Consider the following 26366-nt stretch of genomic DNA (forward strand, 5'->3'; position numbering starts at 1 on the left):
TGATGGGATGGACGTGCCTTCGCCCTGTTAGGCAGAAGCTTGTTCCTTCTCGCCTGCGGCGATGGCAATATCGCGGTTGATCACGCGTTTTAGTGGACCATCTTTGGTTATTGCCTTGTTGAAACCGGAAAACAGGCGCGCGGTCTCTTGGGGATGTTTGCAAGCATAGAGCTGATAGCAGATGCCGCTATCCTTAAAACTGTCGGCGAAGGCGTTGTATTCGGCGATCAGCTCTTTCAGTGAAGAAACATCGACCGTTTTTTCCGGCTTCGCCCCGAACAGGCTGGACATCTGGGTCGAGGTAAAGCCGGAGGCTTTGCTGACGGTGATCGCATCGATCTTGTGGGCTGTGATGATATATTTGGCCATGAGAAATCTCCTGAAATTTTGACGGTCAAAGACGACAAAGCCCGTCACGAGGGACGGGCTTTGATGACAGCAAGGTTGCGAGAACAAGCAGGCGTGGATCAGGGCAGGCTCTGCGTCAGCCTTTTGACGCGCTGGCGCCAATTGGCGAACCACTCGAGGAAATCGGCTCCGGAGATATCCTGATCGTTCTCGAATTCTGCGGAATAGGCGGTGAAGGCTTCTTCCAGCAAAAGCGCCATATCCCGGCTGGCGATGAAGAGCTGGGCGTTGGCGCGTCTGCGGTCCTGGTCCTGATCCGTTGGACCAATCGGATGCATCTTGGCGATGATGCTGAAATCGCCAAGGGATTTAACGATGTCCGTCGGAAGGATAGTGCCATCGGCCATCGGCCATTTCTTGAGTGCCGGGCTCGAGAATCCAGCGGCCAGAAGTCGAGTGTTCGATCAGGTCAGTTAGCTTGTTCATGCCGCCTTCTCCAGGGCTTCGTTCTGCCAGGCGTCGACGATGGCCAAAATGGTGGCTTCGCTCAGACCCGTCATCTGCGCGATATGGCGGATTTCGATCGCCACGACATGCAGGATGATGGCGCGCGCGACTTTCAGATCGAGGGCCTTTTCAGTCGCATTGCGCTCGGTCCGGGGCAGGAGGTCGTCGAGGACATCGTTGACGGAGCTCGAACCCCGGCCTAGCAGGAGTTCAATCGCCTTGTCGGACACGGCTTCGTCGGGATGAGAGGCGAGGTCGAACGCATTGATGGTCGGTGCCTTGAAGGGCCGCAAGGGGATGACAGGCACGGCCTTCGCCGCTTGCGGAACGGTTTTGGGTACGGCCTTGGGTGCGTTCTTGGCGGCAGCTTGAAGGGCGGCTTTCGCTGGGGCCTGGGGCTCGATGCGGACGCGCTCAGCCGCTCTTCGAGAGACGAGGCTTACCACGAGCTGCAGGAGTTTTTGGCCGAGCGGTTCAGGGGTTAGAGCGTGAGGCAGTACCAGGATGGAATTCATGGGGATCTCCTTTCTTCTTTCTCGAAGACCCCTTTCCGCGACCACAAGCTGGAGGACAGCTGCAAAAGCGGCGCTTGCGCCGGGATCGCGCGGGCCCAGCGCAGCGGCCTGCGCGACCCACCTTTTGCGGCCGGCACCTGCTTGTGGTTTTCTTCTCTCTTCTTTCTTGGATTTTGGCCAAAAGAAACCGGCCTGGATGGCCGGTTCGTCAGCATTGGCAGAGGATTGGATTTTATTTGAAGTGGATCAATATGCCGACAAGGGTGGCAAAAACCCCGACCGCGGCAAAGACGACAGTGGAGAGCCAGCAGGTTTGTTCCCGAACGGTTTTTTCGAAAGACGCATTCGATTTCTCGATGGCAGCGGCAAGGTCCTTGTTCATGCGATCCTCGACAAGCTCGATTGTCCCTGTAGCATTATTTATCAATGGCCCGGGCGAGGGCCGTGGCCTGGCTCTCGGAAAATCCCGCTTCCTTCAGCATTTTGGTAATGCTCAATGTATCGATCATAAGGGCAATATCGCGGTTGATCACGCGTTTTAGTGAATCCATCTTTGATTATTGCCTTGTTGAAACCGGAAAACAAGCGTGCGGTCTCTTCGGGATGTTTGTATACATAGCTGTCGTAGCAGATCCGTTGTCATAGCCATCGCCGTAGCAGTCGACGGGATGGCCGTAATAATTCCTCACGAATATTGCACGATCGTCCCGGTTGGAGTTGGACACAGAACCGTGTTTTGCCGCTGGTAAAAGGGGTATAAACTTGAGCAATAATCCTAAAGCCGAAATGCGCCGCGACCGCGCTATTTCTGAAAGGTGTAGGTGGGAAGGTGTTGCCGCGTTTCATGCTGGTAAATCTTTGGAAGACAATCCTTACGAACACGATCGTTATAATTATTCTGACGAGCTCCATTATTGGCGAGATGGGTTCATGACCGCCAAGCGAGAAGCTGAAATCCCGCGTATAAGGCCTAAATCGGCGGAGGACGCCTTAAGATTAAGGGAAGAGCACGAAAAAAAATGACCGAAGCTGGGGGCGAGCCTTTTGGCCGCCAGACATAAACAAAATAGAGACATTCAATGTATGCGTAAAGTCGCCGATCGTCACAGTCGGCTAATCATCGGTGTGTGTTGTGTGCGTGGTTGAAGCGCAGGCGGAACAGAGGTTCGGGGTGGCCCAGGAACAATTGGCCGAATCCGTGGTGCAAGCGTCTTCCTCGGAGCAGCCACAGATCATGCAGACTTGGCCAAGCTGAGAGGGAACAGGGAGGATGTCCTCGTCGAGGATCTTGCTGAGAGCGTCTCCTGCAATGGAGTAAAGCGCATCCTGCAGTAGCGGCTCGACGGCGATGAACGGACGCGTCGCTTTAGGGTCAGGACTCAAATAAATCAGATCCAATAAGCTACGGTAGCGACGAGGCAGAGTGCAGAAAAGAAGTTCTGTGCGAGTTTGTCATACCGTGTGGCAATCCGCCTGAAGTCCTTCAGACGGCAGAAACAGCGCTCAACGACATTGCGTCCTTTGTAAGCCTGTTTGTCGTGGCGGATTTTCTTCTTGCGGTTTGACTTGCTGGGGATTGTGGCCTTGATGCCGTGCTCTTTGAGAAAGGTTCGTATGGCATCTGTATCGTAACCTTTATCAGCCAAAAGTTCCTTGATACCCGGAACGAGGCTGACGCAGGCCTCGGCCATTACACAGTCGGCGGTATTACCTGGCGTGAGGATGAACGCCCAGGGACGGCAGAACTGGTCGACGATCGCGTGGATTTTGCTGTTACGGCCGCCCTTCGTGAGGCCGATCGCCTGCGCTTCAGCCCCCCTTGTCCACCGGCCGCACAGCGGTGGAGTTTCACATGCGTGCTGTCCAACGCGGCCTGTTCTGGGGCTGCCTCGGGAGCGGCCGCATGCGCGAAAATCTTCTGCCAAATGCCGCGTTCGCTCCAGCGGACAAAGCGATTGTAAACCGTCTTGAAGGGACCATACTCCTTCGGACAATCTTTCCAGCGGCAGCCCGCTGTCAACACATGCATGATCCCGCTCAAGATACGGCGATCATCCCCACGCTGAGGCCCTGGCTGGTTCGTCGGCAAATGCGGGACGATCTTCGCCCATTGTTTGTCACTGAACCAGAATAAATTCGTATCCATCGACTTGGCCTCCACCCTAGACCAAGCCATTGAATCAAAATAGGGTTGATTAGGTCTTAACCCTAGGATCGTCATAGGCATCCTGGCCGTTCCAGGCAAGGATGAGCTCAAGAGCCAGTCCGCCGATCTCGATCTGGACATCTTGTGGAAGCTGAACGAAGGCCTCTCGGCCATTAAATCGACTGGAAAATCGCTGGGTCATGGGCGTGCTTTCTTTCATTCAGCGGCTTGCGAAGCCAGAAGGATTTGTTCCTCGGCATGAGACTGCATATCGTCAATAACGAGAGCGATCGCGCGGCCGACGACTGATGCGGGTGAACCGTCTTCGTCTGCATTCATGGCAGCATGCACGACCTCGAGAGGCATGCCGTATTGGAGGCCGATCGAAACACCAATCACGGCATCTCGAATGTTCGCTTCGATCTTGCTGCCGGGTTTGTTGCAGGCGATGAAGAATTCACCGACCTTGTCGTTCGGCAGGCGGGAATAGGAGACGATCCAGTGAACACCTTCAGCTTCGAACGGAATGGAGGTCGATTCACGGCGGTTCGGAAAACGGTGTTTGACGGCTTCTGTCATTCTTTCCTCCTTTTGACGTCTTCACGATGCGAGAAACAGCTCCAACGGCCTTCAATGCCGTGCAGGAGGCTCACGCCGAACCCGAAATGAGCCGGCTTGCCGCAAATCAGGCAGGTGTGAGCCTGGAGCTGGCGTTCGGTCCGAGGGGTTTCCACGGTTGTGTCCGCGTCATGTCTGGGTGTCTTTGAAAACAGATCCGGCATGGCAACCTCCTTAGAAGGAGCGGGCACGGCGCGGGTTGTGCCAGGCATTGGCCTTCCTTTCGCGCTGCACGGGAGGCAGGCCGTCATCGCGCAGCCAGCCCTCGATCCGATGCTGCGGCGGAATATCGGCGATGAAGCTCGAAGGATCGGCCAAGCCGCGCCGGTATTCGCAGTAGGTGATCGCCGCGCGGCGTTTCGCCCTTGTGATCGCCACATAGGCGAGGCGGCGTTCCTCATCGAGATCGCTGTTGCCAGCCGGGAAAATGCCGTCCTCCCAGCCCGGTAGAAAGACATGCTCGAATTCCAGGCCTTTCGACTTATGGAGGGTCATCAGCTTGAGACGGCCTTCCTCGTTCTCGTTTGGCCGGCTGCTTGCGAGAGCCGCATGGTCGAGGAGCTCATGCGCGTCGTGGAAGCTGCCGGCCAGATGCAGGAGCTCGCTGATATTCTCGAGGCGGGCTTTACCGTCTTCAGCCTTGCTGGCTTGCAGCATGGCGCGATAGCCGGTTGCATCGAGCAGCAGGGAGAGCTGGTCGGCGAGCGTCAGGCTTGGATCCTTCGCGACCTTTTCGATCGCCGCGACGAACATCAAACCGGCCTTGCGGCAGGCGGATGAGAGAGTGGCGGTCTCGATCGCCCGGAACAGCGACAGATGCCGGAAATTGGCTTCTTCCTCGAGAATGGCCATGGCCTTCTTGCCGAAACCGCGCCGCGGCTCGTTGATGACGCGCCGCAAGGCTTCATCCGATTGGCGGTCATCGGGCGTCGTGGCGATCCGCAGGAAGGCCAGAGTGTCCTTGATCTCGGCGCGCTGGTAGAAGCCGACATCGCCGACGATGACATAGGGAATCTTGGCCCGCACGAGACACTCCTCGAAGCCGCGCGAGAAGAAATTGTTGCGGTAGAGGATTGCCATTTCGGCGAAATCGACGCCTTCGGCATGCCGTTTCTTGATTTCCTCGACGATGCCATGGGCTTCGCCATCGCAATAACGGTAGGCCACGACCTCAATTGGCTGGCCATAGCCTTTGTTGGTGAAGAGGGTCTTGCCCAGCCGGTGCGGATCACGGGCGATCACGGCATTGGCGGATGCCAAAATAGCTCCGGTCGAGCGGAAATTCTCCTCGAGGCGGATCACCGAGGCCTGCGGAAAATCCTGGGTGAAGCGGCGGATATAGGTGATGTCCGCGCCGCGCCAGCCATAGATCGCCTGGTCATCATCGCCGACACAGAAGATGCGGTGATGTTCAAAGGCGAGCGCGCGCAGCCATTGATATTGGGCGTAATTGACGTCCTGATATTCGTCGGCGAGGATGCAATCGAAACGGCGCGCCCAACGGGTGCGATAGGCGGCATCACGCAGGAGCGCGCGCGTCGGCCAAAGCAACAGATCGCCGAAATCAGCGCTGTTCTGGTCGCGTAAACGCTGCTGATAGAGAGCATAGATCCTGGCGGCGTTGAAGAGGCTCGCCGGATGGATCGGCTCTCCGATTGCATTGGCCTCGGCAATCTTCTTCTGGACATAGGCAGGCGCCTCGTCCGGTGACAGAAGAAGGTCCTTGAACTTGCTGATCTGGTTGATCATCCGTTTGATCGGCTCGGGGCCGGATTCATTGTCCTGCTCATCCGTGTTCAGGTTGAGGGACTGCATGATCCTCTTGATGAGGCGCCGGCTGTCATCGGCGTCGAGGATCTCGAAATTGGGGCGCAGGCCCGCGACTTCTGGTTCTGCCCGCAGCTGGCGGGCGCCAAGTCCATGGAAAGTGCCAAGCCAGGATGGGGTACTGCCACCCTGCAGGGCCGCGCGGATCCTGTCGCTCATCTCGGATGCCGCTTTATTGGTGAAGGTCACGGCCAGGATGCGGGACGCAGAAAGGCCTTCCACGGCGATGCGATGAACCACGGCGCAGGTGAGCGTCGAGGTCTTGCCGGTGCCCGCGCCAGCCAGCACGACGACCGCGCCAGGGGCGGAAGCGGCTTCGATCTGCCGGGGCGTCAAGCCCTGTGTCAGGACCGTGAAAGCTTCGGAGGACGGGGCATACATCGGCCGATCGTCCATGAAAGACGCATAAGCGTCGGGATCGTAATGATCAAACTCGTTCGACATGGCAATTCCATCCATAAATTGTGAGGAGCTCGCCGGCAGGCTCGCAGTCGAGAGAAAACAGGGTGAAGGCGCGGTCGAAATCGTCGACGTCTTCATAGGGCTCGTCTCGATCGCCGAGGACGATGCCGGTGAAATCGGTATGGTCGGCCTCGACGTAGACAAAGGGCGTGTTGTAATCAGGCTTCCAGTAGCGCGCGCGAATGTGTGCGGGCAGGCGGGAAAAGATGGCAAGATGCGCCTCGAAGATCCGCTTTTTCTCGGTAAGGATGGGAAGATCACAAGGTTTCGACATGGCAATTCCAGGGATAGACACAGAGCAGTTCGTCGAGATGATTGTCGCTGGTCACGAGGACCGTGAATGCTGTCTCTAAGATCCAATCACCATCCGCATCCTGGTCTCCTGAGATGACAAGGCCTTCGATCGCGCCGGAACCATCATGCGGCTCGACAAACACATATGTGTCCGTCAGGCTGCTCTGGTTGGATCGCCAGGTGGGTTGGAGAGAGGTTCCTTCGGGCAGGCGGACGAAGGCGATAGAATGGCGGTCGTGCAGATTGTCGTTCGCCGTCGCAGAAGGCATGAGAGCCGTCGTCATGGGCGGCTCCTATTCTGCAGGACCTGGTTCCAGTCACCGCCCTCAATCGGCGGTCGCAGGCGCTCGAAGCGGACTCCCGCTTCCGCCGCGAGGATGGCGTGGATGCCGGCATAGCGGGCGCCGGCCGGATTAGCGTCGACGGCGCTGATCAGCACGGGATCAGAGTAACGCTCGGCCATCTGGGTCAGGAGGGACTTCAGGGCGGTGAGCGTATGCGGCCCCATGCCGCCGCTGGTTGCCGCATAGAGCGTGTCGTCGCGCTCGCCATGCATGGCGGCAAGGCTCAAGGCGTCGATCGCCGCCTCGGTGAGGACGAGACGGCGCGGAATGTCCGTCGTTCCGAACCGGAACAGCGTCTTGCGGCCACCTGTCAGGCCGCCCTTGTAGTCGGGTCCACGCACATCGATGTGGCAGACCGTCCCGCGTTCGTCACGATGCGCGAACCAGGCGCTGCCGACACGGCCATAGCGCACGACATCGGCTCGTATGGCGGAATTCAGGATGGCGGCAGGCAGACCGCGTTCCTCAGTGAGGTAGCGCCAGCCTTTCGATCCGGGCCAAAGCTCTGGCCGCCTGTTCCAGCGCCAGGACACAGGCCGATTGTCGTCTTTGACCTTGGCTGGTCGTTCGGGCGATGGCAGGGAACTGGAGAATTCAACACGAGCCAGAGGCCGCAGGATCTTGCGGACAAGGCCAAGATTGGTGCCCGGCTTGAGATATTGGACGAGGCTGATGACATCGCCCTTGACGTCGCTGTGAGGATCCCACCAGCCCTTGCCGTCGTGATTGACGATCAGGGTTTCCCCCTTGCCGCGGCGGTATTTGAGGGCATTTCGTGTGCTCTCGGCCTTGTCGAGTGTCCAAGGTTCGCCCACGCGTTCGAGGACAAGGCCACAATGGATATGTTCACGAAAGTGCATGAGTTCAGGATCACGGCTCATCGGCTTTCTCCCCTCTTCTGGCCTGGGTTCAGGCCCGCCTGAACCCCTGCCTCGCGGCGAGTAGCGGGTGTGCAAGCGGAGCGCGTGGCTTCGCGGGGAACCGGCTGCACGGAGCGCGCAGCGCGGAGGAAGCTGGGCGGAAGACAGGCCGGAGCGCGCCGAGGGCGGAGCCCTAAGCCTTTTTTCGTCAAGGAAAGAACCGATGCCGAAGAGCGCTTCGGGTGCGAAGAAGGCTGGGATATCGAAACCTCCATGATGGATCGGATCGATTTCACCAGCCGCTCACGCGAAAAAGCATGGCCGCGACGATTTTTTCGCGATTTTCTCTTGCGCTTTTTGATGGGCTTTACCGCGCCGCCGCGCGGGGCTTGGGACTTTGTCTTGAGCATCGGGATCTCCTTTTTCTGAAGACCCCTTCCCGCCACCACGGCCCGGCAGGACGCGGCAAAAGCGGCGCTTGCGCCGGGATTGCGGGAGACCAGCGCAGCGGCTCCCGCAACCCACCTTTTGGCCAGCGGACGCCGGCTGTGGTCCTTTCCTCTGTTCCTGTTTTTCCCTTTCTTTCACGTCCAGGTTCTGCTTCTGTACTCGGGCGAACGGGAGAGGCCGCGCTAAGACGAGGACAGATCCATGGAAGAGCTGGCGATCCTGCTCGAGGCCCGCGCGCCGGATTTGAACCGGCATCGGTTCTGGCGCGTCAGGATCGACCGCGATCTCTTCGGATGCTGGAATGCGCGCGTGACCTTCGGCCGGATCGGCGGAGCCGGCCGCACCCTGCGCTATGATTTCGAGGATCAGGACGAAGCCCGCGCTTTCGTGCGCAAAGGCCTCAAACGCCGCCAAGGCGCGCCACGGCGCTGCGGCGTCGCTTATCGGCTGGTCGAGGCGTCGGGCAACGCCGAGGACCTGCTCAGCAGGGAAATCTGGGCGCCAGCCTGCGAACCGCCTACTCCCAGCAGGCCCGCCTTGCCGCCATCCGGGCCAAAGCCGGGTGCATTGCTCTCCCCTGCCCTGGCGCCGACCTTATGGGACTGGCTGCGGGCACGATCAAAAAGCGGTTCATAACTCGCTTTGAGGGATTGAATGGGAGAGGCGCGGCGCTATTTGTTCTCTTTATGTTCTCATTTCGCTCGTTTCATCCCCTGCGGGTGCGCCGTGGTGCGCGGCGGCCCCTGCCCTATTTCCTCGAGGGCCTGTGCGCGGGTTTCCCCTCGCCGGCCGATGATTATCTCGACGAGAGCATCGATCTCAACGATCTGTTGATCCGCAACCAGCCGGCCACTTTTCTCTGGCGCGTCGATGGCCATTCTATGCGGGAGGCCGGGATTTTTCATGGCGATCTTCTGGTCGTTGATCGCAGCCTGGCGCCAGCGGATGGCGATATCGTCGTCGTCATCGTCAATGGCGAGCGTTCGCTCAAGCGGCTGCAGATCCGCAAAGGCCAGCTCACTCTCAGCTTTGAGAACAAGGATTATCCCGAAGGTCTCGCCTTGCATGAAGGTGATGAGATCGAGATTTGGGGCGTGGTGCGGTGTTCCATTCATTGGCATCGGGCGGGCGGATAATGAGCCGGATTTTCGCGCTGATCGACGCCAATTCCTTTTACGGCTCCTGCGAACGGCTGTTCGATCCCTCATTGGCCAAACGGCCGGTGATTGTCCTTTCGAATAATGACGGTTGCGCCGTTTCGAGGACGAGTGACGCCAAGCCCTTCGTGGCCATGGGGCAGCCCTATTTTCAGATCAAGGATGTTTGCAGGCGAGAGAATATCGCGGTCTTTTCGTCTAATTATTCGCTTTATGGTGACGTTTCAGCCAGGCTCAACCAGGTTTACCGGCAATTTTCGCCGGAAATCGAGGTCTATTCGATTGACGAAAGTTTTTTGGATTTCTCCGGCTTCGGCGATCGCAACCTTGAAGCCTATGCGCGGGAGCTCCATGAAACGATCTTCCGATGGGTCGGAATTCCGACTTGTGTTGGGATCGCACCGACAAAAACGCTGGCCAAGCTCGCCAATCGCGTGGCTAAGAGCTCACCGGACTTGGGCGGGGTCTGCGATCTTCGCGATCAGGGCAAGCGGGAGGAAGTGCTCAAACGCGTGCCGGTTGAGGATGTCTGGGGCATCGGCCGGGCGTCGGCAGCCAAGCTCCAGCGCCTGGGCGTGATCACGGCGGCCGATCTCGCGGCCCTCCCCTCGCCGTTCGCCCGCAAGCTCCTTTCGGTCGTGGGTGAGCGCATCGTCCATGAGCTTCAAGGTCAGCCCTGCTTGTTGCTCGAACAAGTGGCACCACAGCGCAAAGGCTGCGCGGTGACGCGCTCTTTCTCCGCGCGGGTGACGGAGCTCGATCAGATGCTTGAGGCAGTCTCGGCCTATGCCGTGCAGCTCGGGGAAAAATTGCGCCACCATAGTCTGGCGACGGAAGCGCTGACGGTCTTCTACCATACCTCCCCTTTCGATACGGGGCCGCAGCGCTCGGTCCAGAAATGCGTCACCCTGCCCGAGGCCTCGGCCGATACATTGACGCTGCTGCGCGCTGCGCGGGACGGGGCGCGCGCGATCTGGAAAGAGGGCTATCGCTATGCCAAGGCGGGGCTCGTAACGATGGATCTTGTCCGGCTCGAGGATGCGCCGAGGGCTCTGTTCGATGCCTATGACCGGGAGGCCTCGGCAAGGCTGATGATGGCACTCGATGCAGTGAATGCAAAGTTCGGGCGGGGAACGCTCCATCCGGCCGCGGCAGGCATCAAACGCCCGTGGTCAACGCAATTCAACATGCGCAGCCCGCGTTACACGACATGCTTAGATGAATTACCTCTCGTCTTTTAAAACACTAAGAGAAAGATTATTCATTGCACCACCACTAGCATGACACGTCTATTTTTAGTCAAACTCTTACTCCGCTGTAATATCACCAAGAAGGCTCTCAAGCTCGCTTAGACGAGTCGCAACCTGTTCTAGCTCGATTTGGAGCCGCTGCTGTTTCTTACGAAGATTATTTCTTTCTTCTTGAAGAACTGAGCGGTCGATCCTTCCTGGAGTAGCAGCTTGATATTTTATCTCTTGTCGGAGGAGGCTAATCTCGCGTCTAGTCACATTAGGGCGAATAAGATCCCTCTCATTAGCGACTTTAAGTTGGTAATCATCAAGTAGTGTGATCTGATATGCAGTACCGTAGCTACCAGGGCAACGATCGTAAGGTATTCTGCCGCTATCAACAGCTCGAGCTATTTGCCGAAACTGGGTAGCTGTAGCATCAGAAAAAGGGAATATGCGATCCGTGCCGTACCGCAGTTTTTGATACTCTAGCTTGCTGAGGATCGATTCAAGCGAAAGTAACGCCCGCCCAATAGATAAAAACGAGTCTCTAGCATCGGACCAATTCTTCTGAACCTCTGCACGGACATCGAGAATTTGTTGAAGCCGCACATCATCGGTGGCGACTGGCGTACCCGCGAAAATCTCCCTAATAGAATCAAGCAACGATCCATCGACGACGATATGGCTAGCAAATTCTGTAGCTCGCTGATCGAAAACCGGAACATCTTCTTCATCTGCTAGAAATTCTTTCAATGCAGACTTGGTTCTTGTACGCGGCGCTGTCACAGGCCCAATCTCCTACGCACGAATGCCCAAATTTCCTCAAACGAAGCCTGCCCCTTGCTCTTGGTATAATCAAGCAACGTCAGACCTTTCGAACTTGGTACGTGGACATCCTCTAATTGAGGTATCTCGACTGGGCAAACCTCTGCAAGTTTGATGAGGCGCCCTCGAACCCGCGCAAATGAGGTCGTACGACGATTAGCACGATTCAACACAATAACTGCATTTTTATTGTGCTCGATCATCACCTGAATCCAGGGCGCAACACTATCCATATCATCCTGAGTGCAAACAGCCGGCACCAGAATCATATCTGATTGACTTGAAAGTTGAGTAATAGCGGCAAGATGATCTTCGACACTCGGAGGAGTATCAACAATCAACAAGGATTTTTCTTTGCCATCAGCAATAGAAGAACGCCAATTCTTTAAATCTCCATGAACGACTTCAGCATCCACAAATTCCGGGAACTTTACTCGAGTGGCCTTACGCCGTTCTCCCCATTTACAAAAAGTACTCTGGCGATCGTAGTCAACACCAAGAACGGATATCCCGTCCTGAGCAGCACTTACCATCAGATGGCGGGCTAGAACAGACTTACCGCTGCCACCCTTCGGAGAGGAAACAAGGAGTATTTTGGTCATAGTAGAATCGGCCCGCAGCTCAGTTCATAGACCCATATCTTAGGAAAATACCCTCAATATCTAAATCACGCCTTAACATGCTAAAAACGATTAGACACTGTCTAATTGATCAGTGCCGGACAAAATAGCGGAGTTTAACCTCGCAGAGGCTATCCCGAGGAAACGATTGCCAGGGTGTGCTTGCCGCTTGATTGATGAAAGGTGACAAGACGATCAGCGACAAGCTCGCCAAGGTAAAAATGGGGGAGGGAAGGTCGAGCAAGTAGCCACTCATATCGCCGAGGCAAAACCGGGGCTGCACGGCTTCATTCGCTCCAATCTCTGCCGCATGCGATAATTCTATGAGGCTTATGTTTCGTATCCAAATGTCTCGGCGCTGCTGAGACATTTATCCTGGACGAATCACCTCTCCATCCTCTGCCAGCGCAAACGGCAGGAGAAACGGGACTTCTACATCGATCTGGCGATCCGCAAGAGGTGGAGTTCACGCTAGCTCGAACAAAGGATCAAGGGGGCTGTTCGAGCGCTCGATCCTGTAGCTCGCTAAAGTCTTGGAGGCACTTAATTGATCGGTTCGAGCCAAAATATCCGGGCAAGCTGAGCTTTTACCTAGAAGTCCTTGACCGTACCGAAAAAAGTCGCACGAGGTACCATCGATCGGAGTGCTTCTCTACGCCCACAAGGACGACGAGATCATCGAATATGCGCTGAACCGTACCCTGTCACCGACCTTGATCGCCGAATATCAGACCCGCCTGCTGAACAAGAAACTACTGCATGAATTCTGGCTGCTGGACAAGACGAGCGAGGAGGGCTCAACCTAAGCGGAGGCCACAACACAGCGCTCTGGGCTGGGAGCGGACTGGCAGCTTTCGACGTGTGATGAAGCAAAAGCGGACGGCATGCCCAGCAACGTTTATAGGGCTTTGCCTCACTACAGACGTATGGCGCCAACCACGGACTCCTGCAAAGCCACCATGCGCCCATCCAGTTGGTAGAAAGTATTCACTGAAGCGGTTTACATTCGCACCGAGCGGCTAAGATTTGTTTATTCAAACCCGGTGACCGGATGCGGCACATAGGCCACCTCGAGCGCGGTGATCTCATCGTCGGTCAGCACAATTTCCAGCGAGCCGATGGCATCAGCGAGGTGATAAGGCTTGGACGCACCCACGATCGGCGCTGACACCTCGGGCTTCGTCATAACCCAGGCAAGCGCCACCTGCGCCATAGGCACGTCGCGCGAGCCGGCGACACGCTCGACAACGCTAGAGCGGTTTTGCGTAGATTTGAATCGAAGAAGGATTCCCTGAGAGGCTTTGTTGATGCATTTTGATTGATCTCAACTGGGATGGATCATGATGCCGAGAGCCTATTCGACAGATTTGCGGGAACGTGTCCTTGCGGCGGTGGACGCAGGCATGTCAGCGCGTGCGGCGGCGCGGCATTTCTCCATAAGCCCAGCATCAGCGGTCAAATGGGTCCAGCAATGGCGGCGTGATGGGATCCGGGAAGCCGGTCCGCAGCGGGGGCATCGGCAAAGTGTATTGGACGACCACGTGGATTGGTTAATGAGTATGCGGACTGAACAGCCTGATCTCACGCTTGCCGAGATCCAGGCCCTTTTGCCGGAGCGTGGGATCAGTGCCAGCCTCAATTCGATCTGGCGGTTCTTCAAGCGCCAGGGTCTGTCTTTTAAAAAAGACCCTGCACGCCGCCGAACAGGACCGTCCAGATGTCGCTCAAGCGCGCGCCGAATGGAGCAGCAGTCAGGCCGCGCTTGATCCCAAGAGACTGGTTTTTCTGGATGAAACCGGCACGACCACGGCCATGGCACGGTTGCGTGGATGGTGCGAGAGGGCAAGCGTCTGCTTGCCAAGGTTCCTCATGGTCACTGGAAAACCATGACCTTCGTGGCGGGCCTGCGCTGCGATGGTGTCGCCGCGCCCTTTGTCATCGACTGCCCGATGAACCGCGATGTGTTCCTGACCTATCTCCGCCAATGTCTCGTTCCGACCCTGAGTGCGGGAGACATCGTCATTATGGACAATCTGCCGGCGCACAAGGTTGCTGGTGTGCGGGAGACGATCGAAGCAGTCGGGGCCAAGCTGCTTTATCTGCCCCCTTATTCACCCGACCTCAACCCAATCGAAATGATGTTCTCGAAGCTCAAGGCTCTGCTGCGTAAAGCCGCAAAACGGACCATTCCAGCTCTGTGGAAAAAGATCGGCGCACTCCTTGAGACAATCACACCACAGGAATGCACCAACTTCTTCAAACACGCTGGATATGCCTGAAACTTACCCGAAAATGCTCTAGCTTATTCGGTCCGCCGATCTGTCCAAACGATCGGGGCCACCTCAGATTATGACAAGCCTTGATTGTCTCTCAATTGAGAGACATAATAAGCTGTCTCATTGGAGGTCTCACATGGCCACTCAAACCTCGATGCTGCATATCCGTGTCGATGACCAACTGAAAGCACAGGCAACTGAGAAATTGGCCAACGTCGGTCTGACCGTTTCTGATGCTGTGCGCATCCTGCTAACCCGGATCGCCAAGGAAGGTGGCTTGCCAGCCGGCCTGACGACTGAACCGGAAGCCTATGACGCCTGGTTCCGTGCCAAGGTTCACGAGGCGATCGCCGACCCTCGTCCAGCCATCCCGCACCAGCAGGTCATGGATGAGATGCAATTCCTGATCGATAGGAAGCGCCGTGCCCGTTCTTGAGTAGCGGGAAACGGCACGTGCCGATCTGCTGGCGATTGTGGACTACATATCGGACGATAATCCAGACGCGGCCCAGCGGCTCAAGGATGACATCGAGACCAAGGTCTCGAAGTTGCCTGACTATCCAAAGCTCTACCGGGAGGGCCGTGTCATCGGTACGCGAGAAATGGTCGTGCGCTCGAATTACGTGATTGTGTATACAGAGGATGCTCGCGCTGTGACGATCTTGCGTGTTCTTCATGCGGCTCAGCAGTGGCCGCCCATAGGGGAAGAATAAGGCGGGTGCGGCTGTCCAATTTTGGCAGATACTAGGAAAGGTTCCTTTATAATCGTGTTTTATGGAGTGGCTTTTGCCGTTCTCGCCTTAAATTTCCGACCTTTGGAAGGAGCGCTTTCTCAGCGAATTACCGTTTCTGCAATGCGCTTATCCTCGTAATAAATCAGTCCGGTGATCCGAAGAAGAAATCCGCCGAATGGAAGAAAATCGGCACTGGAAAGGCTCGATTTTTTCCACAATCCGCTCATCCAGAGAAAACGACAGCGATACTAGCGGGGTCCGTTTTACCAAGGGCTCGATAAGCAATTGTTATCGAACCTTTGATATCTATCTCCTGGCAGAAATCCTACGACCGGGAATAATCAGATTATGCTTGCCGGAAGACCGTTCAGCTCAGGATTGGCTGAATTTTTCCACTGGTGATATCACCTCAAAGAAACAGTTCGAATCCTTCCTAACCTGGCATCCTCGCCGGTTTACTACACAACCCGATATTTCCGACGATTGCCACATGACACCAAGCAGCATAGAGACCATTAATTTTACTCCATAGCCCGACTGTCCGCTATTGGCGCGAGCAGCCGATGATCTGACATTCCTCTTGAGAAGTTTGGGTCGAGCCTGCGCACTTTCCAAAAGCGCTTGGTCTAGGCTCAGGACTCATTGATTGAGGAAGAAGGCGAGGCTAGCAGCGATACAGATCGCTGAGAAGAAGGTATGGGCGCATCGGTCGTAGCGTGTGGCGATGCGTCTCCAGTCCGTGAGCCTGGCGAAGAGGTTTTCAATTTTGTGGCGGGCGCGGTAGAGATCCTTGTCATAGGGCAGCGGCGCCTTGCGGCTTCTCGTTGAAGGAATGCAGGGTAGGATACCTTTGGCCTCGAGAGCTTGCCTGAACCAGTTGCTATCGTAACCTCTGTCGCCGATGAGGGTCTTGGCCGATGGCAGCGTCTCGATCAGCAGCCCAGCGCCCTTTGATCTCTCATCTGGCCTTCGGTCAGCACCATGCGGCGCGGCCTGCCAGTTTCATCACAGACGACATGCAGCTTGGAGTTCAGGCCGCCTTTGGTGCGCCCGATAAGACGGGGAAGAGCCCCTTTTTGAGGAGGCTCGCCGCGGTGCGATGCGCCTTCAGATGGGTCGAGTCGATCATGATACGCTCCGGCTTTAGCCCCTCACCGGCGAGTGCCGTGAAGATACGGTCGAAGACACCGAAGCGGCTCCATCGGATGAAGCGGTTGTAGAGGGTCTTGTGCGGTCCGTAGTCTTTCGGCGCGTCTTTCCATTGTAAGCCATGCTTGATGACATAGACGATGCCACTGATGACCTTGGGTCGTCGACGCGCGGCACGCCATGAGCCAGAGGGAAATGCATCGCAATCCGCGCCATCTGGCGCTCGCTCAGCAAAAACAAATCACCCATCACGATCTCCTTCCAAGACCGTGAATCACAGATCAATCCAAATTAATAGGTCCTGAGCCTAAATGTACCGGCGATAGTCGGAACTAATCGATTGGCCATCAGGAATATATTTCAGCACCTCTCCAACCTTACGTGCCGCGCGGATTGGCACTGGCAGGCGCTGGTTCATCTGGGTTGAGTTCCAGTTTATTTTGGTCAGCGAGAAGACTTCCTCGGCGATCTGAGCAGCTGTGCTGTCACTACTCGGGTGCGGGCAAAGCAGCAGCGGCCTGGGAACATAGAGCCCCGGATAGGTCCCGTAGTAAGGTATGCTCCCATTGGTGTAGAGGAGCCCCTTGCCGTCGAGATCGACGAAAGTACCTCGCAGGACGGGATAATCACCGTCGCGCAGAATCTTGGCGTCGTAGGATTCCTGGACCCATACCAGGTCGCGCAGCTCGGTCTCGGCTTCCTCCAGCGCACGCAGGATGCCGTCAGCCTCATCATCACGAAAGCGCGACGTTTTCAGGATGATCACCCGCGCCGGAGAATGCTTGTGATGGTCGCGATAGGCTTTGAGAGCGCCTTTCACGAGCTCGTAAGCATCCTCTTCCGTCATGTAGGGATGGCGCCCGCGGCTTTCAGTTTGGGCGCGCTTTCCCTTGAGAATGAACCCGCGCCCGCGCTCGTCGAACATCTGCGCAGCGCTGGTCCACAGCTGCTGTCCACTCACATCGCGATAGAAACTGATACCGATGTAGCAGGCGCGAAACTCGCCCTCCTTAGGGAGCCTGCGCCATGGGATGCGTCCTGACCCTTTGTAGTAGAGGGTTGTCAACAGGTTCCAGCTTCGACCTGCCTCATCCTGTATCTTACGCTCACTGCTCACCTTCACCTTGCGCGGAATCTTCGCCTTCTCGTCGATCACATCCTCCCAAAGGATCTGGATCGGGAAGTTGAGCGACATCGCCTTGGCCTTGAGGAGGCCGCGAAAGTTCGGCGCATCAGAACCACCCGAGTCATCCTTTTCGGTCGTCCCTTCAGCATCTATCTTCGCATTCCACACCCGCTCGATCAGTGCCACGGGCAAAGCGACCAGCGCGACGTCTGGCCGGTCGCCGCTATCGTCGAGCACCTGAAGCAGGTCGACGACAGCATCGACCGCCATTTCCACTGCCTTGGCGTGATTTGGCTCTTTCCTGATTTTGTCGATCTGCGCCTTGCTGAGCGTGGCAGTAGCTTCGTCTTCGATCACGAACTGGCAGCGAAACGGATTGTTGTTCTGAAGGCCAGGGAAGTGCGGGTTCATATTCGGATGGCTGTCGGCCGTAGATTCGATCCCGTCTGCTGCCTTCGCGAGGAATTGCTTTGCGGACCCCACAGTTCTTGCGTCGCCAACGACGCCGACGCGAATCTTGTCGCCGAGCGGCACCTGGAGCGGACCAGCCTCGGTCAGACCTAGGCGTGGGTCAGGATGGCTATGCTGGTCCCCAAACTCCAGCAGAGGCTCGTCAAATATCTGGCTCTCAAACTTCATCGAACAGCAGCCCCACCTGATTGTCCGGCTCCTCAATCTTCGTTTTGGGCTTACCCCACGCATCCTCCGGCACGGTTGTGGGCAAATCGATCTCTGGCGGCGCCTCGAACCGAAGTATAGGCGGTTCACCGTCGTCTTCTGACGCAAATAGGCCCGACTGCTCCTGATCACGCAGCGACAGTAGGCGATGCCACATGATTAACTGGCCACGAAGGGATGCGTTGTTATCCAAGCGCTTCTTGCCCGACAACAGTGCGTGCGGATGGCTGTGCCGATGGAAGCCGTTCGTAGTGAAGTGATAGGTTGGGCTCACCATCAGGAACCACTGATCGAGCATGCCTTCGAACTTCGGCACGAAGGCATGGTGTCGCACGTATGAGACCTTCTGCGGATCTTTCGGTTGCATCGCGACTGTGACCACATCTGCGTGCGTCTTATTCTTCGCGGACTGGTAGTGGAACGTCCGCCCCTGATTTTCGTGGAGCGCCCGGATATAAAAGAGCTTTCCCTCCTTATCCCAGGCGAGGTCGTCTCGCATCTGGTGCTGCAGGGTCTGGCGAAGCAGGAAAGCGAAGTTGTGCTGTTCGTCTATGTCTTCATGGAACGCCAGCAGGCAGGTCTCGATTGCCTCAACCTGATCGAGGTCGACAATTGCACTGGTGACGGCTTCGCGCGGGTCGTGGAATGACCAGAAGGTGCCGCCCTTGATCGTCCAGTCGAAACGTGTTGGATCGTCCTGGTCGTGGAGCTTGGCAATGGCGCGCTTGCTGTCGAGCGGAGTGCTCGCCACGAACATTTCCGTTGGCAACACGATCGGCAGGAGATTGACGAGCGCCGTCTCCCCGCCGCCCAGCGGCGGAACGTAATAGCCGAAGCCATTTTTCGGTACAGTGAGCTGCGCAAGCCGATCGACGGCTGCCTTGTCGAGCGCGTCCGTCGCCTTGTCGAAGGTCACGCGGCGCTGCTCCACACCGGGCTGGCTGGAGATCGGTCTCCAGAACAACGTTTCGTCGCTCTCGCGATAGAGAACCAGGATCACCGGAAGATTGGAGGTCCGCCAATAGTAAAGATCTTTGCTGTTAAGCAGGTAGGAGAACCCGCTGTCGGTCTCGGAGGTGTAGGTTCCGGCCCTGGTGGATTTCACCTGCACGGCGATCATCCGCGCCGTGGGCTCTCCCTCAATCATAATCTCGGCGATGCCATCGATGCCGGCCTCAAGCCGCCCGCGAAGGTCAAACTGGAAACCCATCGACAGGAAGCGCTTGCGGACAGCCGCTTCCCCAAGTTCGCCAATCAACTGACTATCGGTGATCTTCTTCGCCATGACTCATGCATAGAACATTTTGGCAACAACATTAACGTGTTTTTCGCACTGCAACCCGTCCATCGTCACGTTCGGCGGTGAGCCGCCAAAAGGGCGTCGGTACGCACACTTCACCTCGATCGATGGTCGCGCCGTCCTTATTTCCGTGATAGAATTAAGAAACGGGGCTTAAAATGACGAGGGCGAAGCTGCATCGAATAGATCAATTGCTTGCTCGTCTTGGGCAAACGGAAAAGATGCCTGACGTTTCGGTGCCGTGTTTCGAATGTGTCGCGTTAAATCGGCTGCCAGCTCAGTTGCACCCCTAACGGTTCGTCGATCGTTGCTATCTCGCCCATGACCCTGACGCTCGTCCCAATAGATCATGGCGAACTCTGCCACGGCTGGACATGGAATATCAACGACGAGGACATGCTCGCCGAGCGCGTCGCGCGCATCGTGCTCGGCCAGTATCGCCATGTCGCCAAGATCCTGAGCGGTGCGGGCGTGCCGGGGCCCGTTGCTAACACCGAACAGGCGAATGCGGCGATCAAGCAGCTGACCCTCGCCGAGGGCGATGATCCCTGGCACCGTGACGGCTGGCTGTTCCAGGCGATCTCGTGGATCGCCGCGCACCAGCAGCCTTCAGCCTCGCTCACCCGGATGCCGCATATCCGCAAGGCCGACAAAGGCTTTGACGGCATACAGCTCGAACTGAACGAAGCCGGCACTGCAGTCATCGCAGTCGTCGTCTTCGAGGACAAAGCCACTGACAAGGCCCGCGACACCATCCGCGACGATGTCTGGCCGGGTATCGTCGCTCTCGAAAAGGGTGAGCGGCTGAACGAACTCAGCCAGGAAGTGAGTGGGATGCTCGATGCGCGCGCCGCCGCCGATCCCGAGTTCGACCTCGATACCGCGATTGCCAACACGCTGTGGCACAATGCCCGGCGCTACCGCGTCAGCATCACAATCGGCAACACCCACAACAACGCCGATGCTCGCGCCAAGCTGTTCAAGGGCTTCGACAACTCAGCGCCCGGCCCTGCCAGCCGCCGCCGTGCCGACACTATTTACCTACCAGAGATGCGGAACTGGATGGCGAGCTTCGCCGCGTGCGTGATCCTCAAGATCAAGGCCATCGCCAATGTTTGATCCGACCACTGCGGCATTGATTCGGGCGGCACCTCCACTCGAGGGGCTCGACCTCGACAATCTGCCCAAGCGGCTGACCGAGGCCTTTGCCGACATCGTCTCGGCGCGCATCCGCCTGCGCGGTGCGCCCGCCGAAGCGGACGACGAAGCGTTGTTGACAACAGTGGCCGAACTTCGCCGCATCGCTGCCGCCCACGAGACCTATGCCGCCTTGCTGCCCGACCGCGAGAATCGCGCCTCGGCGGCGTTCGTCGCGGCCTCGGCACACCAAGCCGTCTCGCTGGCGCTGCGCGGGGCTGAGGCCACCAGCCAAGTCGACATGTCGGCGGTCAGCCCCGACATCTGCGCCACGCTGCTCTTCCTCCTGGCGGAAGCGCATGCCGATGCCGCCGATGCCGCCAAACGCATCGTGCCAACGGCGGATGCCGGGCCGATCGAGCGCGCCCTGCTGCTTGCGATCCGCAGCCTCGCGCAAGGGCGGCTCGGGGAGATCGTCGATGCCGACGAGCCGGAGATTGATGTCGATGGCGACGATCTCGGCTTCCGCGCCCTCGACGCGCTCCGCCTGCTGCTGCTGCGCGGCGTCACCAATCTCGCGCGGCAGCTGCGCCTGCGCGTCGACCTCGCTCCCGAGGTGGGCGGTATCGTGCCGTCGAGCGCGCTGTTCGCGCAGGTGCGCGTCCTCGCTAGCGAACCGATCGATGGCGCGGGCGTGGCCGGCGAGACGCTGCTCAGCCTCTATCCTGGCCCCTTGCATCTCGCCAATTTGCTGCTCGGGCTCGAGGGCGACCTGCTCGGGACCGCGCTCAGCCGCATTCCGACACCGGGCGGGGTCGATGATAATGAATGGTGGCAGACGCTTCGCCGCATGGCTCGGCAGCGGCCCTATCTCTGGCGCAACCACCGCGAGGCGATCGATAAAGGTTATCTTGAGCAGGGCGTGTCCTCGGCGATCAGCTTTCCGACGGGCGGCGGCAAGTCGACGCTTGCAGAGCTCAAGATCGCGACCGCGCTGTTGCGCGGAGAGCGGGTCATTTTTCTCGCGCCCACCCATGCACTCGTCGGACAGACCCAGCGCTCGCTCAAGGGAACCTTCCAAGACTACAGCATCCTTGCCGATGTCAACGAGGATGTCGGCTTCGGTGACGTCGTCATGCTCGGCGAAGTCACCGCCATGACCCCCGAACGCTGTCTGATGCTGCTGTCGGTCGATCCCGATGCCTTCGCGGACCTCGGGCTCATTGTCTTCGACGAATGCCATTTGCTTCATCCGCGCGAGGAGGATCGGAGCCGTCGCGGGCTTGATGCGATGCTCGCTATCCTCAACCTGACGCGCATCGCTCCCTCCTCCGATTTGCTGCTGCTCTCCGCTATGATGAAGAATACGCAGGAGATCGCCGGCTGGGTCGCATTTCTGACTGGGCGCCAATGCCTGACGCTTGACTTGAGCTGGAAGCCGACTCGACAGGTGCGCGGTTGCGTCGTCTACCCTGCCGAGCAAATCACTGCGCTTAAGGCTGTCCTCGCTCAGGCACACATCGACTATCCGAAATACGACAGCCCACCAGTCGAGGTGAAAAATGTGCTGCTTGCGCAGCCCTTTGGATTGTTCAGCTTGCTTCAGACTTGGTCGACCACCGACCGCAGCGACTATGCGCTCCTCCAACTGCTCGCCGATTGCCATCTGCTGTCGAGCGGCCGCGCCAAGGGCGGCAACTGGTACCTAACCCCCAACGGCAACGAGACCAGCGGCGCGATCGCCGCCGCTGCAGCGAGCGCGGGCATGAAGACGCTGGTGTTCGTGCAGACGACAGTCTTTTGTGAGAGCTGTGTCAAGAATTACCCGGCCCGCGTCGCCGCCAGCCAGATCACGCTTACCGAGGAAGAGCAGAAATGGCGCACCCTTGCCGAAGAGGAGATGGGGGGAGCCGGCTATTGCTACATGAAACTCGCGGCTGATGGCACGCTTCGAACGGGGGCCGCCAGCCATCATGCGCTGCTACTGCGCGAGGAGCGTGAACTGCACGAAAGCCTGTTTCGCCGTCCGGAAGGGATCAAGGTGCTATTTGCGACCTCGACTCTTGCCCAGGGCATGAACTTGCCAAGCGAAGTCGTCATCATTTCGGGAGATAGCCGCTTCGATCCGCAAGCCGACAAAATGCAGAAGCTTGAGGCGCACGAACTGTTGAACGCGGCAGGTCGTGCGGGACGCGCCGGCGAAGGTGCGCAGGGTTTCGTCTTGCTTGTGCCGAGCAAGGTCATCGACTTCGACGACCAGAACAACCAAATCAACGGCCATTGGATGGACCTGCAGGCAATCTTCGAGCAGGCCGACCAATGCCTCGTCATCGACGACCCGCTAAAAGTGGTGCTCGACCGCATCCACGATGGCGTCACTCAGACCGGCGCCTCAGCCTATCTTTTGAGCAAGCTGCCGCTCGCAGTCGCCGGCGCCGAAGTCGACCCGGCCGCGGTACTGCTCAACAGGAGCTTCAGCGCCTATCGCGCGCTAATGGCCGCCGACACCGACTGGCTAAGCACAAGAGTCGCCTCAGCTCTAGCCGCGCGAGCCGCTCTGGAACTCCCCGAACCCGATCGCTGGATCGAGCAGGTCTCTGGCGCAACCGGACTCTCTGTCGCGTTGCTCCAGCAGATCGTCGAACGGCTCGATGCCGGCGCCTTCTCGGGATCGGCGCTCGAGGTGGTGGCGGCGCTGCTCGACTGGCTCGACGCGCATCCGAGCCAGTTGCTCAGCTTGGTGCGGCCGGAGAGCCTAGAGGAGATGTTCGGCACGCCTTATAAAAACCTCGCGGACCATGAGGCACGCGGAAAGCATGCGTTGTTTTGGCTGCGAAAGCTTTGGCCGATTTGGATGTCTGGCGTGCCGCTGTGCGAGCTCGAAAAGGCATTTCTCGGGCGCACCACCAAGCTCAAGCAGTGCAAGAATGCCCGTCATTTCGCGTCGCGGCTCGTGCCCGACCTTGCATTCCTGGCGGGCCTTCCTGGACGCTTGCTCGCGGCGCGGCTGCGCGCCGTCGAAGACGAGACACCTGTCTCCTCCGTTTTGGCGTCACTGAGCGGCGTCGTCCGCGAAGGCTGCGATAGCCCCGACAGTTTGGCACTGCGCCTCCATTTGACACGCTCAGTATCGCGCGTTGCCGCCCGCAAACATTATGATGCTATCCGCCAGCATATCCAGCCGGGCAACCCAAACGAGGGCTTTGAAGAAACCTTGGAGCGCATCCGCCATGCCGATGTAGTCGCCAGCTTCGACGATCTCGATAACCTCGACGGGGATGGATGAACGGGAGCCTGACAAACTAAGTCTCTACACCATCGAACGGCAGCTTCGATGATTGCCATCCCAGGCGTCGAATGGCCAATATGGGGCGCAAAGCGGAAAATGCGACCGCCGAACGTCCGATATGGCCGCCGTTAGCTACGTAATCACCGCCGAGCTTTGTCGATTGCCGCACGAATCGAAATGTCTATCTATTCATCAAAGGCTTATGGTGATCTCGTAGTTCTCATCTGGTTCCGGCACGGCCCGCCAACCCCACCGATTTCCCTCTGTCGCCCGATATTCCCGCTGATTGCCGCATGACACCAAGCGGCATAGAGAACCGCCGATTCTACACCGTAGCCCGATTCTGGGTGACTCGCTTGCTACCCTGATCGCCGAAAGTCAGACTGCTACCCACGCGGTGCGTTCATGACAGAAGCTGGCCGAGAGCAGACTGACAGGATTTAGAGGCAAACTGGAAAAAGCGGACGGTGCTGAGAGGTATAGATCAAGGGCCCTGTAGCTATCGACTCGGCTCGGTAGCTGAGTTCCTCTCTTCATCAAGGACCATCCAAACGCGCTTCGAATAGACTTGAAGATCGCCCTACACGTATGCCCGATCCGCATAGGCCAGCAGATCCGCTGCATCCCCCCATCGCTCCTGGTTCCCTCTCCTGGGCCCAACACCGCCCCTGACGATCGTCAGAACCTAAAGTAGTAAGGGCATATTCGGCTCGCGCTCCTGGAGCATATAGGCTTCGCGGATCTGCTTCAAAAACTGCGCCTGCCCGCCGTAACTTGGATGCCGGACCGCAATGACCGGGAGACGGCCATCGATACGGCCAACCGCTTGTGCGGCATCGTTACCGATCGCGAAAATCCGTCGCGGACGCAGCACTTCGATCAGCAACGCGAGAATTTCCTCACCGGCGCGCCGCTCTTTCGAATTATGCGTCCGATTGGTGAAGGGTTCGCCGGGTTCATGAGGATGGAGGGGGAAGACGTTCCAGAGGAAGATGCGCGCGTCGATCTGCGCGAGCATCTTCCAGATGATCGCGGCCGTACGCTCGGCGACCACCGCGCCGACTGTGGGTCGTTCGACTTCCAAGCCCCAACGGCTCAGATGCGCACCGGCATGCACCTCGTCGGTGAGGGCGAGCCCGGTACGCCTGCCACCGCGGTAGCCGAGATCGCGCCCAACCCAGATAGCGTCGACCGGCGACGTCGACGCGCTTTCGATCATGGCCTCGAGCGCGGCCGCGCGTACCTGGGCGGCATCGGCGCGGTCGTACACGACGCAGCGGTCGGTATAGGGATTGAAGGCATTTTCGAACTGCAAGTCGCAGACTGCGCGCACGAAGGGGTGCATGGTCATACCGGTTCCTCAAGAGGCTCGTACGAGATAGTACGTGCTTCCCGGTCGCCCACGATCCAGCCGCCTTGCGCATCGCGCATCTGCCTGAAAATGGCGTAGCCGTCTAGAATGGCGCGTTCCCATAATTTGGGCGGGCACTCCGCGACTTCGTAACCTGCTACGAAGTCGCCAATCGTCTTCAGAACACCGAACGAGATGCGCGACTGATTTTCAAAGAAATTCAGTTCTTTCGCGCGAGAGAATATCCAGGCCGTAAGCCCTTCCTCCACGACGATTGCACGGCCGCTATCCTGCTCCTCGTCATAATCCCTCTTGCTCTTGCGCTTCTGCTTGATCAGCGCCCGCATGACCGGAGACCAGTGGAGGATCGCCGCATGGGCAAAATGAAAGACGTCGTGAAACCGGTATCCATCGCGATCGGCAATATTGTCGGTGAGGGGATCGCCGATGAAGACATCGTTCCATTGCAGATAGGTCCGACCGCTCGCACGCTGGCTGACCTTGATCCGAAACCTTCGCGGCAACTGCTCCTCGGCTTCGAAATCCTTGTCGAAATCGGGGAGGCTCGAAGGCTCGGGCAATAGAAACGCACCTCGGGTCTTACGAATATTCGCGCGCACGACCGTCGAGAAATTCAGCTCCGCCCCGTGCAGCGCCTCAAGGTAATGGCCCACAAAGCGAATAAGGTCTTCCTTGGCGGGAGCGGCCCCAAGGAGCGCGGTCGCGGCACGCCCAAGCTCGAACAGAGCCGAGTCGAGTTGCACCGATTCCTTGGGGAGAATGATCTGGGCCATGGCGCCATGGCTGTAATCGCTCGCAGCGGCGACATGTTTGTAGGCGCTCGCCCGGCTCGCTTCGGTGAAGATATCCTCGAGCGAGAAACCGAGCCGCTGGCAAAGCGCAGCGAAATACCAAAGGGTATCGCCGAACTCCTCTTCGGCGGCCTTCCGGAAGCCGGGAAAGGCCGCGCCCTCGCGAACATGTTTCTTGGCGGCGGACATAATACCGCCGACCTCGCCATAAAGTCCGAGAAGGACAGGTTCGAGATCGTTGCTCCCGAGGACGTCGGTGCCGTCGATTGCGGCGACATAGTCGCGAAGCATAACAGAACCGCCCTCGCC

General features: G+C 58.0%; 28 protein-coding genes and 3 pseudogenes. 12 read left to right on the forward strand and 19 right to left on the reverse strand.

What is annotated here, in order from left to right; genetic code table 11:
- Positions 1-27: 27 nt before the first annotated feature.
- The 3 genes from BIND_RS18970 to BIND_RS18980 all read right to left on the reverse strand — a co-directional run bounded on the left by BIND_RS18970 (position 28) and on the right by BIND_RS18980 (position 1370).
- On the reverse strand, positions 28-369 hold the full coding sequence (locus BIND_RS18970) for a hypothetical protein (protein ID WP_012382899.1): 342 nt from the start codon (positions 367-369) through the stop codon (positions 28-30).
- Positions 370-467: 98 nt separating this feature from the next.
- Positions 468-755 carry a hypothetical protein gene (locus tag BIND_RS18975; protein ID WP_012382900.1) on the reverse strand — a complete coding sequence of 96 codons (288 nt, stop codon included), beginning with the start codon at positions 753-755 and terminating at the stop codon, positions 468-470.
- Positions 756-830: 75 nt separating this feature from the next.
- On the reverse strand, positions 831-1370 hold the full coding sequence (locus BIND_RS18980; RefSeq protein ID WP_012382901.1) for a hypothetical protein: 540 nt from the start codon (positions 1368-1370) through the stop codon (positions 831-833).
- Here BIND_RS18980 and BIND_RS21500 point away from each other — a divergent pair.
- Positions 1369-1860, forward strand: a complete 492-nt coding sequence (locus BIND_RS21500) for a hypothetical protein (protein ID WP_148210827.1) — start codon at positions 1369-1371, stop codon at positions 1858-1860. The genes BIND_RS18980 and BIND_RS21500 overlap by 2 nt on opposite strands.
- A gap of 272 nt (positions 1861-2132) precedes the next feature.
- The gene (locus tag BIND_RS21505) at positions 2133-2393 is read left to right on the forward strand and encodes a hypothetical protein (protein ID WP_148210828.1); all 261 of its coding nucleotides are present in this window, start codon (positions 2133-2135) and stop codon (positions 2391-2393) included.
- Positions 2394-2483: 90 nt separating this feature from the next.
- Here BIND_RS21505 and BIND_RS20940 read toward each other — a convergent pair whose 3' ends face one another.
- The 8 genes from BIND_RS20940 to BIND_RS19020 form a co-directional block, all read right to left on the reverse strand.
- Positions 2484-2753 carry a hypothetical protein gene (locus BIND_RS20940; RefSeq protein ID WP_012382905.1) on the reverse strand — a complete coding sequence of 90 codons (270 nt, stop codon included), beginning with the start codon at positions 2751-2753 and terminating at the stop codon, positions 2484-2486.
- A gap of 5 nt (positions 2754-2758) precedes the next feature.
- A protein-coding gene (locus BIND_RS20340) for an IS5 family transposase (protein WP_085938765.1) occupies positions 2759-3516 on the reverse strand; the annotation gives its coding sequence in 2 pieces (ribosomal slippage) (positions 2759-3183 and positions 3183-3516; 759 coding nt in all).
- A 49-nt stretch (positions 3517-3565) separates the two neighbouring features.
- Positions 3566-3718: a hypothetical protein gene (locus BIND_RS21725; RefSeq protein WP_158304409.1), complete on the reverse strand. Its 153-nt coding sequence runs from the start codon at positions 3716-3718 to the stop codon at positions 3566-3568.
- A 14-nt stretch (positions 3719-3732) separates the two neighbouring features.
- On the reverse strand, positions 3733-4095 hold the full coding sequence (locus BIND_RS18995) for a hypothetical protein (RefSeq protein WP_012382907.1): 363 nt from the start codon (positions 4093-4095) through the stop codon (positions 3733-3735).
- Between the two features lie 213 nt (positions 4096-4308).
- Complete coding sequence (locus tag BIND_RS19005) at positions 4309-6405, reverse strand: ATP-dependent helicase (RefSeq protein WP_244396049.1); 2097 nt, start codon at positions 6403-6405, stop codon at positions 4309-4311.
- On the reverse strand, positions 6389-6697 hold the full coding sequence (locus BIND_RS21510) for a hypothetical protein (protein WP_041779070.1): 309 nt from the start codon (positions 6695-6697) through the stop codon (positions 6389-6391). The genes BIND_RS19005 and BIND_RS21510 overlap by 17 nt, the downstream gene beginning before the upstream one ends.
- Positions 6681-7001, reverse strand: a complete 321-nt coding sequence (locus BIND_RS19015) for a hypothetical protein (RefSeq protein ID WP_012382910.1) — start codon at positions 6999-7001, stop codon at positions 6681-6683. The genes BIND_RS21510 and BIND_RS19015 overlap by 17 nt, the downstream gene beginning before the upstream one ends.
- Entirely contained in the window at positions 6998-7942 is a 945-nt protein-coding gene (locus BIND_RS19020; RefSeq protein WP_012382911.1) for a DUF3991 and toprim domain-containing protein, read from the reverse strand. The genes BIND_RS19015 and BIND_RS19020 overlap by 4 nt, the downstream gene beginning before the upstream one ends.
- A gap of 630 nt (positions 7943-8572) precedes the next feature.
- Between BIND_RS19020 and BIND_RS20345 the strand changes: the two genes are divergently transcribed.
- The 3 genes from BIND_RS20345 to BIND_RS19040 are packed head-to-tail and all read left to right on the forward strand — an operon-like array spanning position 8573 to position 10769.
- A complete protein-coding gene (locus tag BIND_RS20345; RefSeq protein ID WP_012382913.1) occupies positions 8573-9007 on the forward strand; it encodes a WGR domain-containing protein in 435 nt (144 codons plus the stop codon).
- 50 nt (positions 9008-9057) lie between these two features.
- Positions 9058-9507: a LexA family protein gene (locus BIND_RS19035; RefSeq protein ID WP_012382914.1), complete on the forward strand. Its 450-nt coding sequence runs from the start codon at positions 9058-9060 to the stop codon at positions 9505-9507.
- Entirely contained in the window at positions 9507-10769 is a 1263-nt protein-coding gene (locus tag BIND_RS19040; protein WP_012382915.1) for a Y-family DNA polymerase, read from the forward strand. The genes BIND_RS19035 and BIND_RS19040 overlap by 1 nt, the downstream gene beginning before the upstream one ends.
- Positions 10770-10835: 66 nt before the next feature.
- Here BIND_RS19040 and BIND_RS19045 read toward each other — a convergent pair whose 3' ends face one another.
- Both BIND_RS19045 and BIND_RS19050 read right to left on the reverse strand, forming a co-directional pair.
- Positions 10836-11546 (reverse strand): hypothetical protein, encoded by a 711-nt coding sequence (locus BIND_RS19045; protein WP_012382916.1) that lies wholly within the window; start codon positions 11544-11546, stop codon positions 10836-10838.
- Positions 11543-12187 (reverse strand): ParA family protein, encoded by a 645-nt coding sequence (locus BIND_RS19050; RefSeq protein ID WP_012382917.1) that lies wholly within the window; start codon positions 12185-12187, stop codon positions 11543-11545. The genes BIND_RS19045 and BIND_RS19050 overlap by 4 nt, the downstream gene beginning before the upstream one ends.
- Positions 12188-12566: 379 nt before the next feature.
- Between BIND_RS19050 and BIND_RS22400 the strand changes: the two genes are divergently transcribed.
- Positions 12567-12680: a hypothetical protein gene (locus BIND_RS22400; protein ID WP_425277062.1), complete on the forward strand. Its 114-nt coding sequence runs from the start codon at positions 12567-12569 to the stop codon at positions 12678-12680.
- 169 nt (positions 12681-12849) lie between these two features.
- Positions 12850-13011 (forward strand): hypothetical protein, encoded by a 162-nt coding sequence (locus BIND_RS22085; RefSeq protein ID WP_244396050.1) that lies wholly within the window; start codon positions 12850-12852, stop codon positions 13009-13011.
- A gap of 224 nt (positions 13012-13235) precedes the next feature.
- On the opposite strand, the gene BIND_RS19060 is transcribed toward BIND_RS22085, so the two are convergent.
- Entirely contained in the window at positions 13236-13514 is a 279-nt protein-coding gene (locus tag BIND_RS19060; RefSeq protein ID WP_081433839.1) for an aldo/keto reductase, read from the reverse strand.
- Positions 13515-13548: 34 nt separating this feature from the next.
- On the opposite strand from BIND_RS19060, the pseudogene BIND_RS19065 reads away from it, so the two are divergent.
- The 3 genes and pseudogenes from BIND_RS19065 to BIND_RS19075 form a co-directional block, all read left to right on the forward strand.
- Positions 13549-14484, forward strand: a pseudogene (locus tag BIND_RS19065) (IS630 family transposase).
- Positions 14485-14617: 133 nt separating this feature from the next.
- Positions 14618-14917, forward strand: coding sequence for a type II toxin-antitoxin system RelB family antitoxin (gene relB, locus BIND_RS19070; RefSeq protein WP_012382918.1), 300 nt, complete (start codon positions 14618-14620; stop codon positions 14915-14917).
- 4 nt (positions 14918-14921) lie between these two features.
- Positions 14922-15194: pseudogene (locus tag BIND_RS19075) on the forward strand (type II toxin-antitoxin system RelE/ParE family toxin); the annotation flags it as partial.
- Positions 15195-15854: 660 nt separating this feature from the next.
- Here BIND_RS19075 and BIND_RS20960 read toward each other — a convergent pair.
- The 3 genes and pseudogenes from BIND_RS20960 to BIND_RS19090 all read right to left on the reverse strand — a co-directional run bounded on the left by BIND_RS20960 (position 15855) and on the right by BIND_RS19090 (position 19453).
- Positions 15855-16613, reverse strand: a pseudogene (locus BIND_RS20960) (IS5 family transposase).
- A gap of 58 nt (positions 16614-16671) precedes the next feature.
- Complete coding sequence (locus BIND_RS19085) at positions 16672-18129, reverse strand: argonaute/piwi family protein (RefSeq protein WP_012382921.1); 1458 nt, start codon at positions 18127-18129, stop codon at positions 16672-16674.
- On the reverse strand, positions 18119-19453 hold the full coding sequence (locus BIND_RS19090; protein ID WP_012382922.1) for a DUF4365 domain-containing protein: 1335 nt from the start codon (positions 19451-19453) through the stop codon (positions 18119-18121). The genes BIND_RS19085 and BIND_RS19090 overlap by 11 nt, the downstream gene beginning before the upstream one ends.
- Before the next feature lie 336 nt (positions 19454-19789).
- Here BIND_RS19090 and BIND_RS19095 point away from each other — a divergent pair, with 336 nt between their 5' ends.
- The gene (locus tag BIND_RS19095) at positions 19790-20587 is read left to right on the forward strand and encodes a hypothetical protein (protein WP_012382923.1); all 798 of its coding nucleotides are present in this window, start codon (positions 19790-19792) and stop codon (positions 20585-20587) included.
- Entirely contained in the window at positions 20580-23891 is a 3312-nt protein-coding gene (locus tag BIND_RS19100) for a DEAD/DEAH box helicase (RefSeq protein ID WP_012382924.1), read from the forward strand. Before BIND_RS19095 ends, BIND_RS19100 begins: the two co-directional genes overlap by 8 nt.
- A 688-nt stretch (positions 23892-24579) precedes the next feature.
- Here the strand turns inward: BIND_RS19100 and BIND_RS19105 are convergent.
- Together BIND_RS19105 and BIND_RS19110 are read right to left on the reverse strand one after the other, a co-directional pair.
- On the reverse strand, positions 24580-25245 hold the full coding sequence (locus tag BIND_RS19105) for a uracil-DNA glycosylase (protein ID WP_012382926.1): 666 nt from the start codon (positions 25243-25245) through the stop codon (positions 24580-24582).
- Positions 25242-26348, reverse strand: coding sequence for a nucleoside triphosphate pyrophosphohydrolase family protein (locus BIND_RS19110; RefSeq protein WP_012382927.1), 1107 nt, complete (start codon positions 26346-26348; stop codon positions 25242-25244). Before BIND_RS19110 ends, BIND_RS19105 begins: the two co-directional genes overlap by 4 nt.
- Positions 26349-26366 lie beyond the last annotated feature (18 nt).

It is taken from the genome of Beijerinckia indica subsp. indica ATCC 9039 (assembly GCF_000019845.1).
Classification (GTDB): domain Bacteria; phylum Pseudomonadota; class Alphaproteobacteria; order Rhizobiales; family Beijerinckiaceae; genus Beijerinckia; species Beijerinckia indica.

Bases quoted from the DNA above. Each gene is read 5' to 3' on its own strand.
- BIND_RS18970 (WP_012382899.1), bottom strand. From the start codon at position 369: ATGGCCAAATATATCATCACAGCCCACAAGATCGATGCGATCACCGTC.
- BIND_RS18975 (WP_012382900.1), bottom strand. From the start codon at position 755: ATGGCCGATGGCACTATCCTTCCGACGGACATCGTTAAATCCCTTGGC.
- BIND_RS21500 (WP_148210827.1), top strand. From the start codon at position 1,369: ATGGGGATCTCCTTTCTTCTTTCTCGAAGACCCCTTTCCGCGACCACA.
- BIND_RS18980 (WP_012382901.1), bottom strand. From the start codon at position 1,370: ATGAATTCCATCCTGGTACTGCCTCACGCTCTAACCCCTGAACCGCTC.
- BIND_RS21725 (WP_158304409.1), bottom strand. From the start codon at position 3,718: ATGACCCAGCGATTTTCCAGTCGATTTAATGGCCGAGAGGCCTTCGTT.
- BIND_RS18995 (WP_012382907.1), bottom strand. From the start codon at position 4,095: ATGACAGAAGCCGTCAAACACCGTTTTCCGAACCGCCGTGAATCGACC.
- BIND_RS19005 (WP_244396049.1), bottom strand. From the start codon at position 6,405: ATGTCGAACGAGTTTGATCATTACGATCCCGACGCTTATGCGTCTTTC.
- BIND_RS21510 (WP_041779070.1), bottom strand. From the start codon at position 6,697: ATGTCGAAACCTTGTGATCTTCCCATCCTTACCGAGAAAAAGCGGATC.
- BIND_RS19015 (WP_012382910.1), bottom strand. From the start codon at position 7,001: ATGACGACGGCTCTCATGCCTTCTGCGACGGCGAACGACAATCTGCAC.
- BIND_RS19020 (WP_012382911.1), bottom strand. From the start codon at position 7,942: ATGAGCCGTGATCCTGAACTCATGCACTTTCGTGAACATATCCATTGT.
- BIND_RS20345 (WP_012382913.1), top strand. From the start codon at position 8,573: ATGGAAGAGCTGGCGATCCTGCTCGAGGCCCGCGCGCCGGATTTGAAC.
- BIND_RS19035 (WP_012382914.1), top strand. From the start codon at position 9,058: ATGTTCTCATTTCGCTCGTTTCATCCCCTGCGGGTGCGCCGTGGTGCG.
- BIND_RS19040 (WP_012382915.1), top strand. From the start codon at position 9,507: ATGAGCCGGATTTTCGCGCTGATCGACGCCAATTCCTTTTACGGCTCC.
- BIND_RS19050 (WP_012382917.1), bottom strand. From the start codon at position 12,187: ATGACCAAAATACTCCTTGTTTCCTCTCCGAAGGGTGGCAGCGGTAAG.
- relB (WP_012382918.1), top strand. From the start codon at position 14,618: ATGGCCACTCAAACCTCGATGCTGCATATCCGTGTCGATGACCAACTG.
- BIND_RS19085 (WP_012382921.1), bottom strand. From the start codon at position 18,129: ATGAAGTTTGAGAGCCAGATATTTGACGAGCCTCTGCTGGAGTTTGGG.
- BIND_RS19090 (WP_012382922.1), bottom strand. From the start codon at position 19,453: ATGGCGAAGAAGATCACCGATAGTCAGTTGATTGGCGAACTTGGGGAA.
- BIND_RS19095 (WP_012382923.1), top strand. From the start codon at position 19,790: ATGACCCTGACGCTCGTCCCAATAGATCATGGCGAACTCTGCCACGGC.
- BIND_RS19100 (WP_012382924.1), top strand. From the start codon at position 20,580: ATGTTTGATCCGACCACTGCGGCATTGATTCGGGCGGCACCTCCACTC.
- BIND_RS19105 (WP_012382926.1), bottom strand. From the start codon at position 25,245: ATGACCATGCACCCCTTCGTGCGCGCAGTCTGCGACTTGCAGTTCGAA.
- BIND_RS19110 (WP_012382927.1), bottom strand. From the start codon at position 26,348: ATGCTTCGCGACTATGTCGCCGCAATCGACGGCACCGACGTCCTCGGG.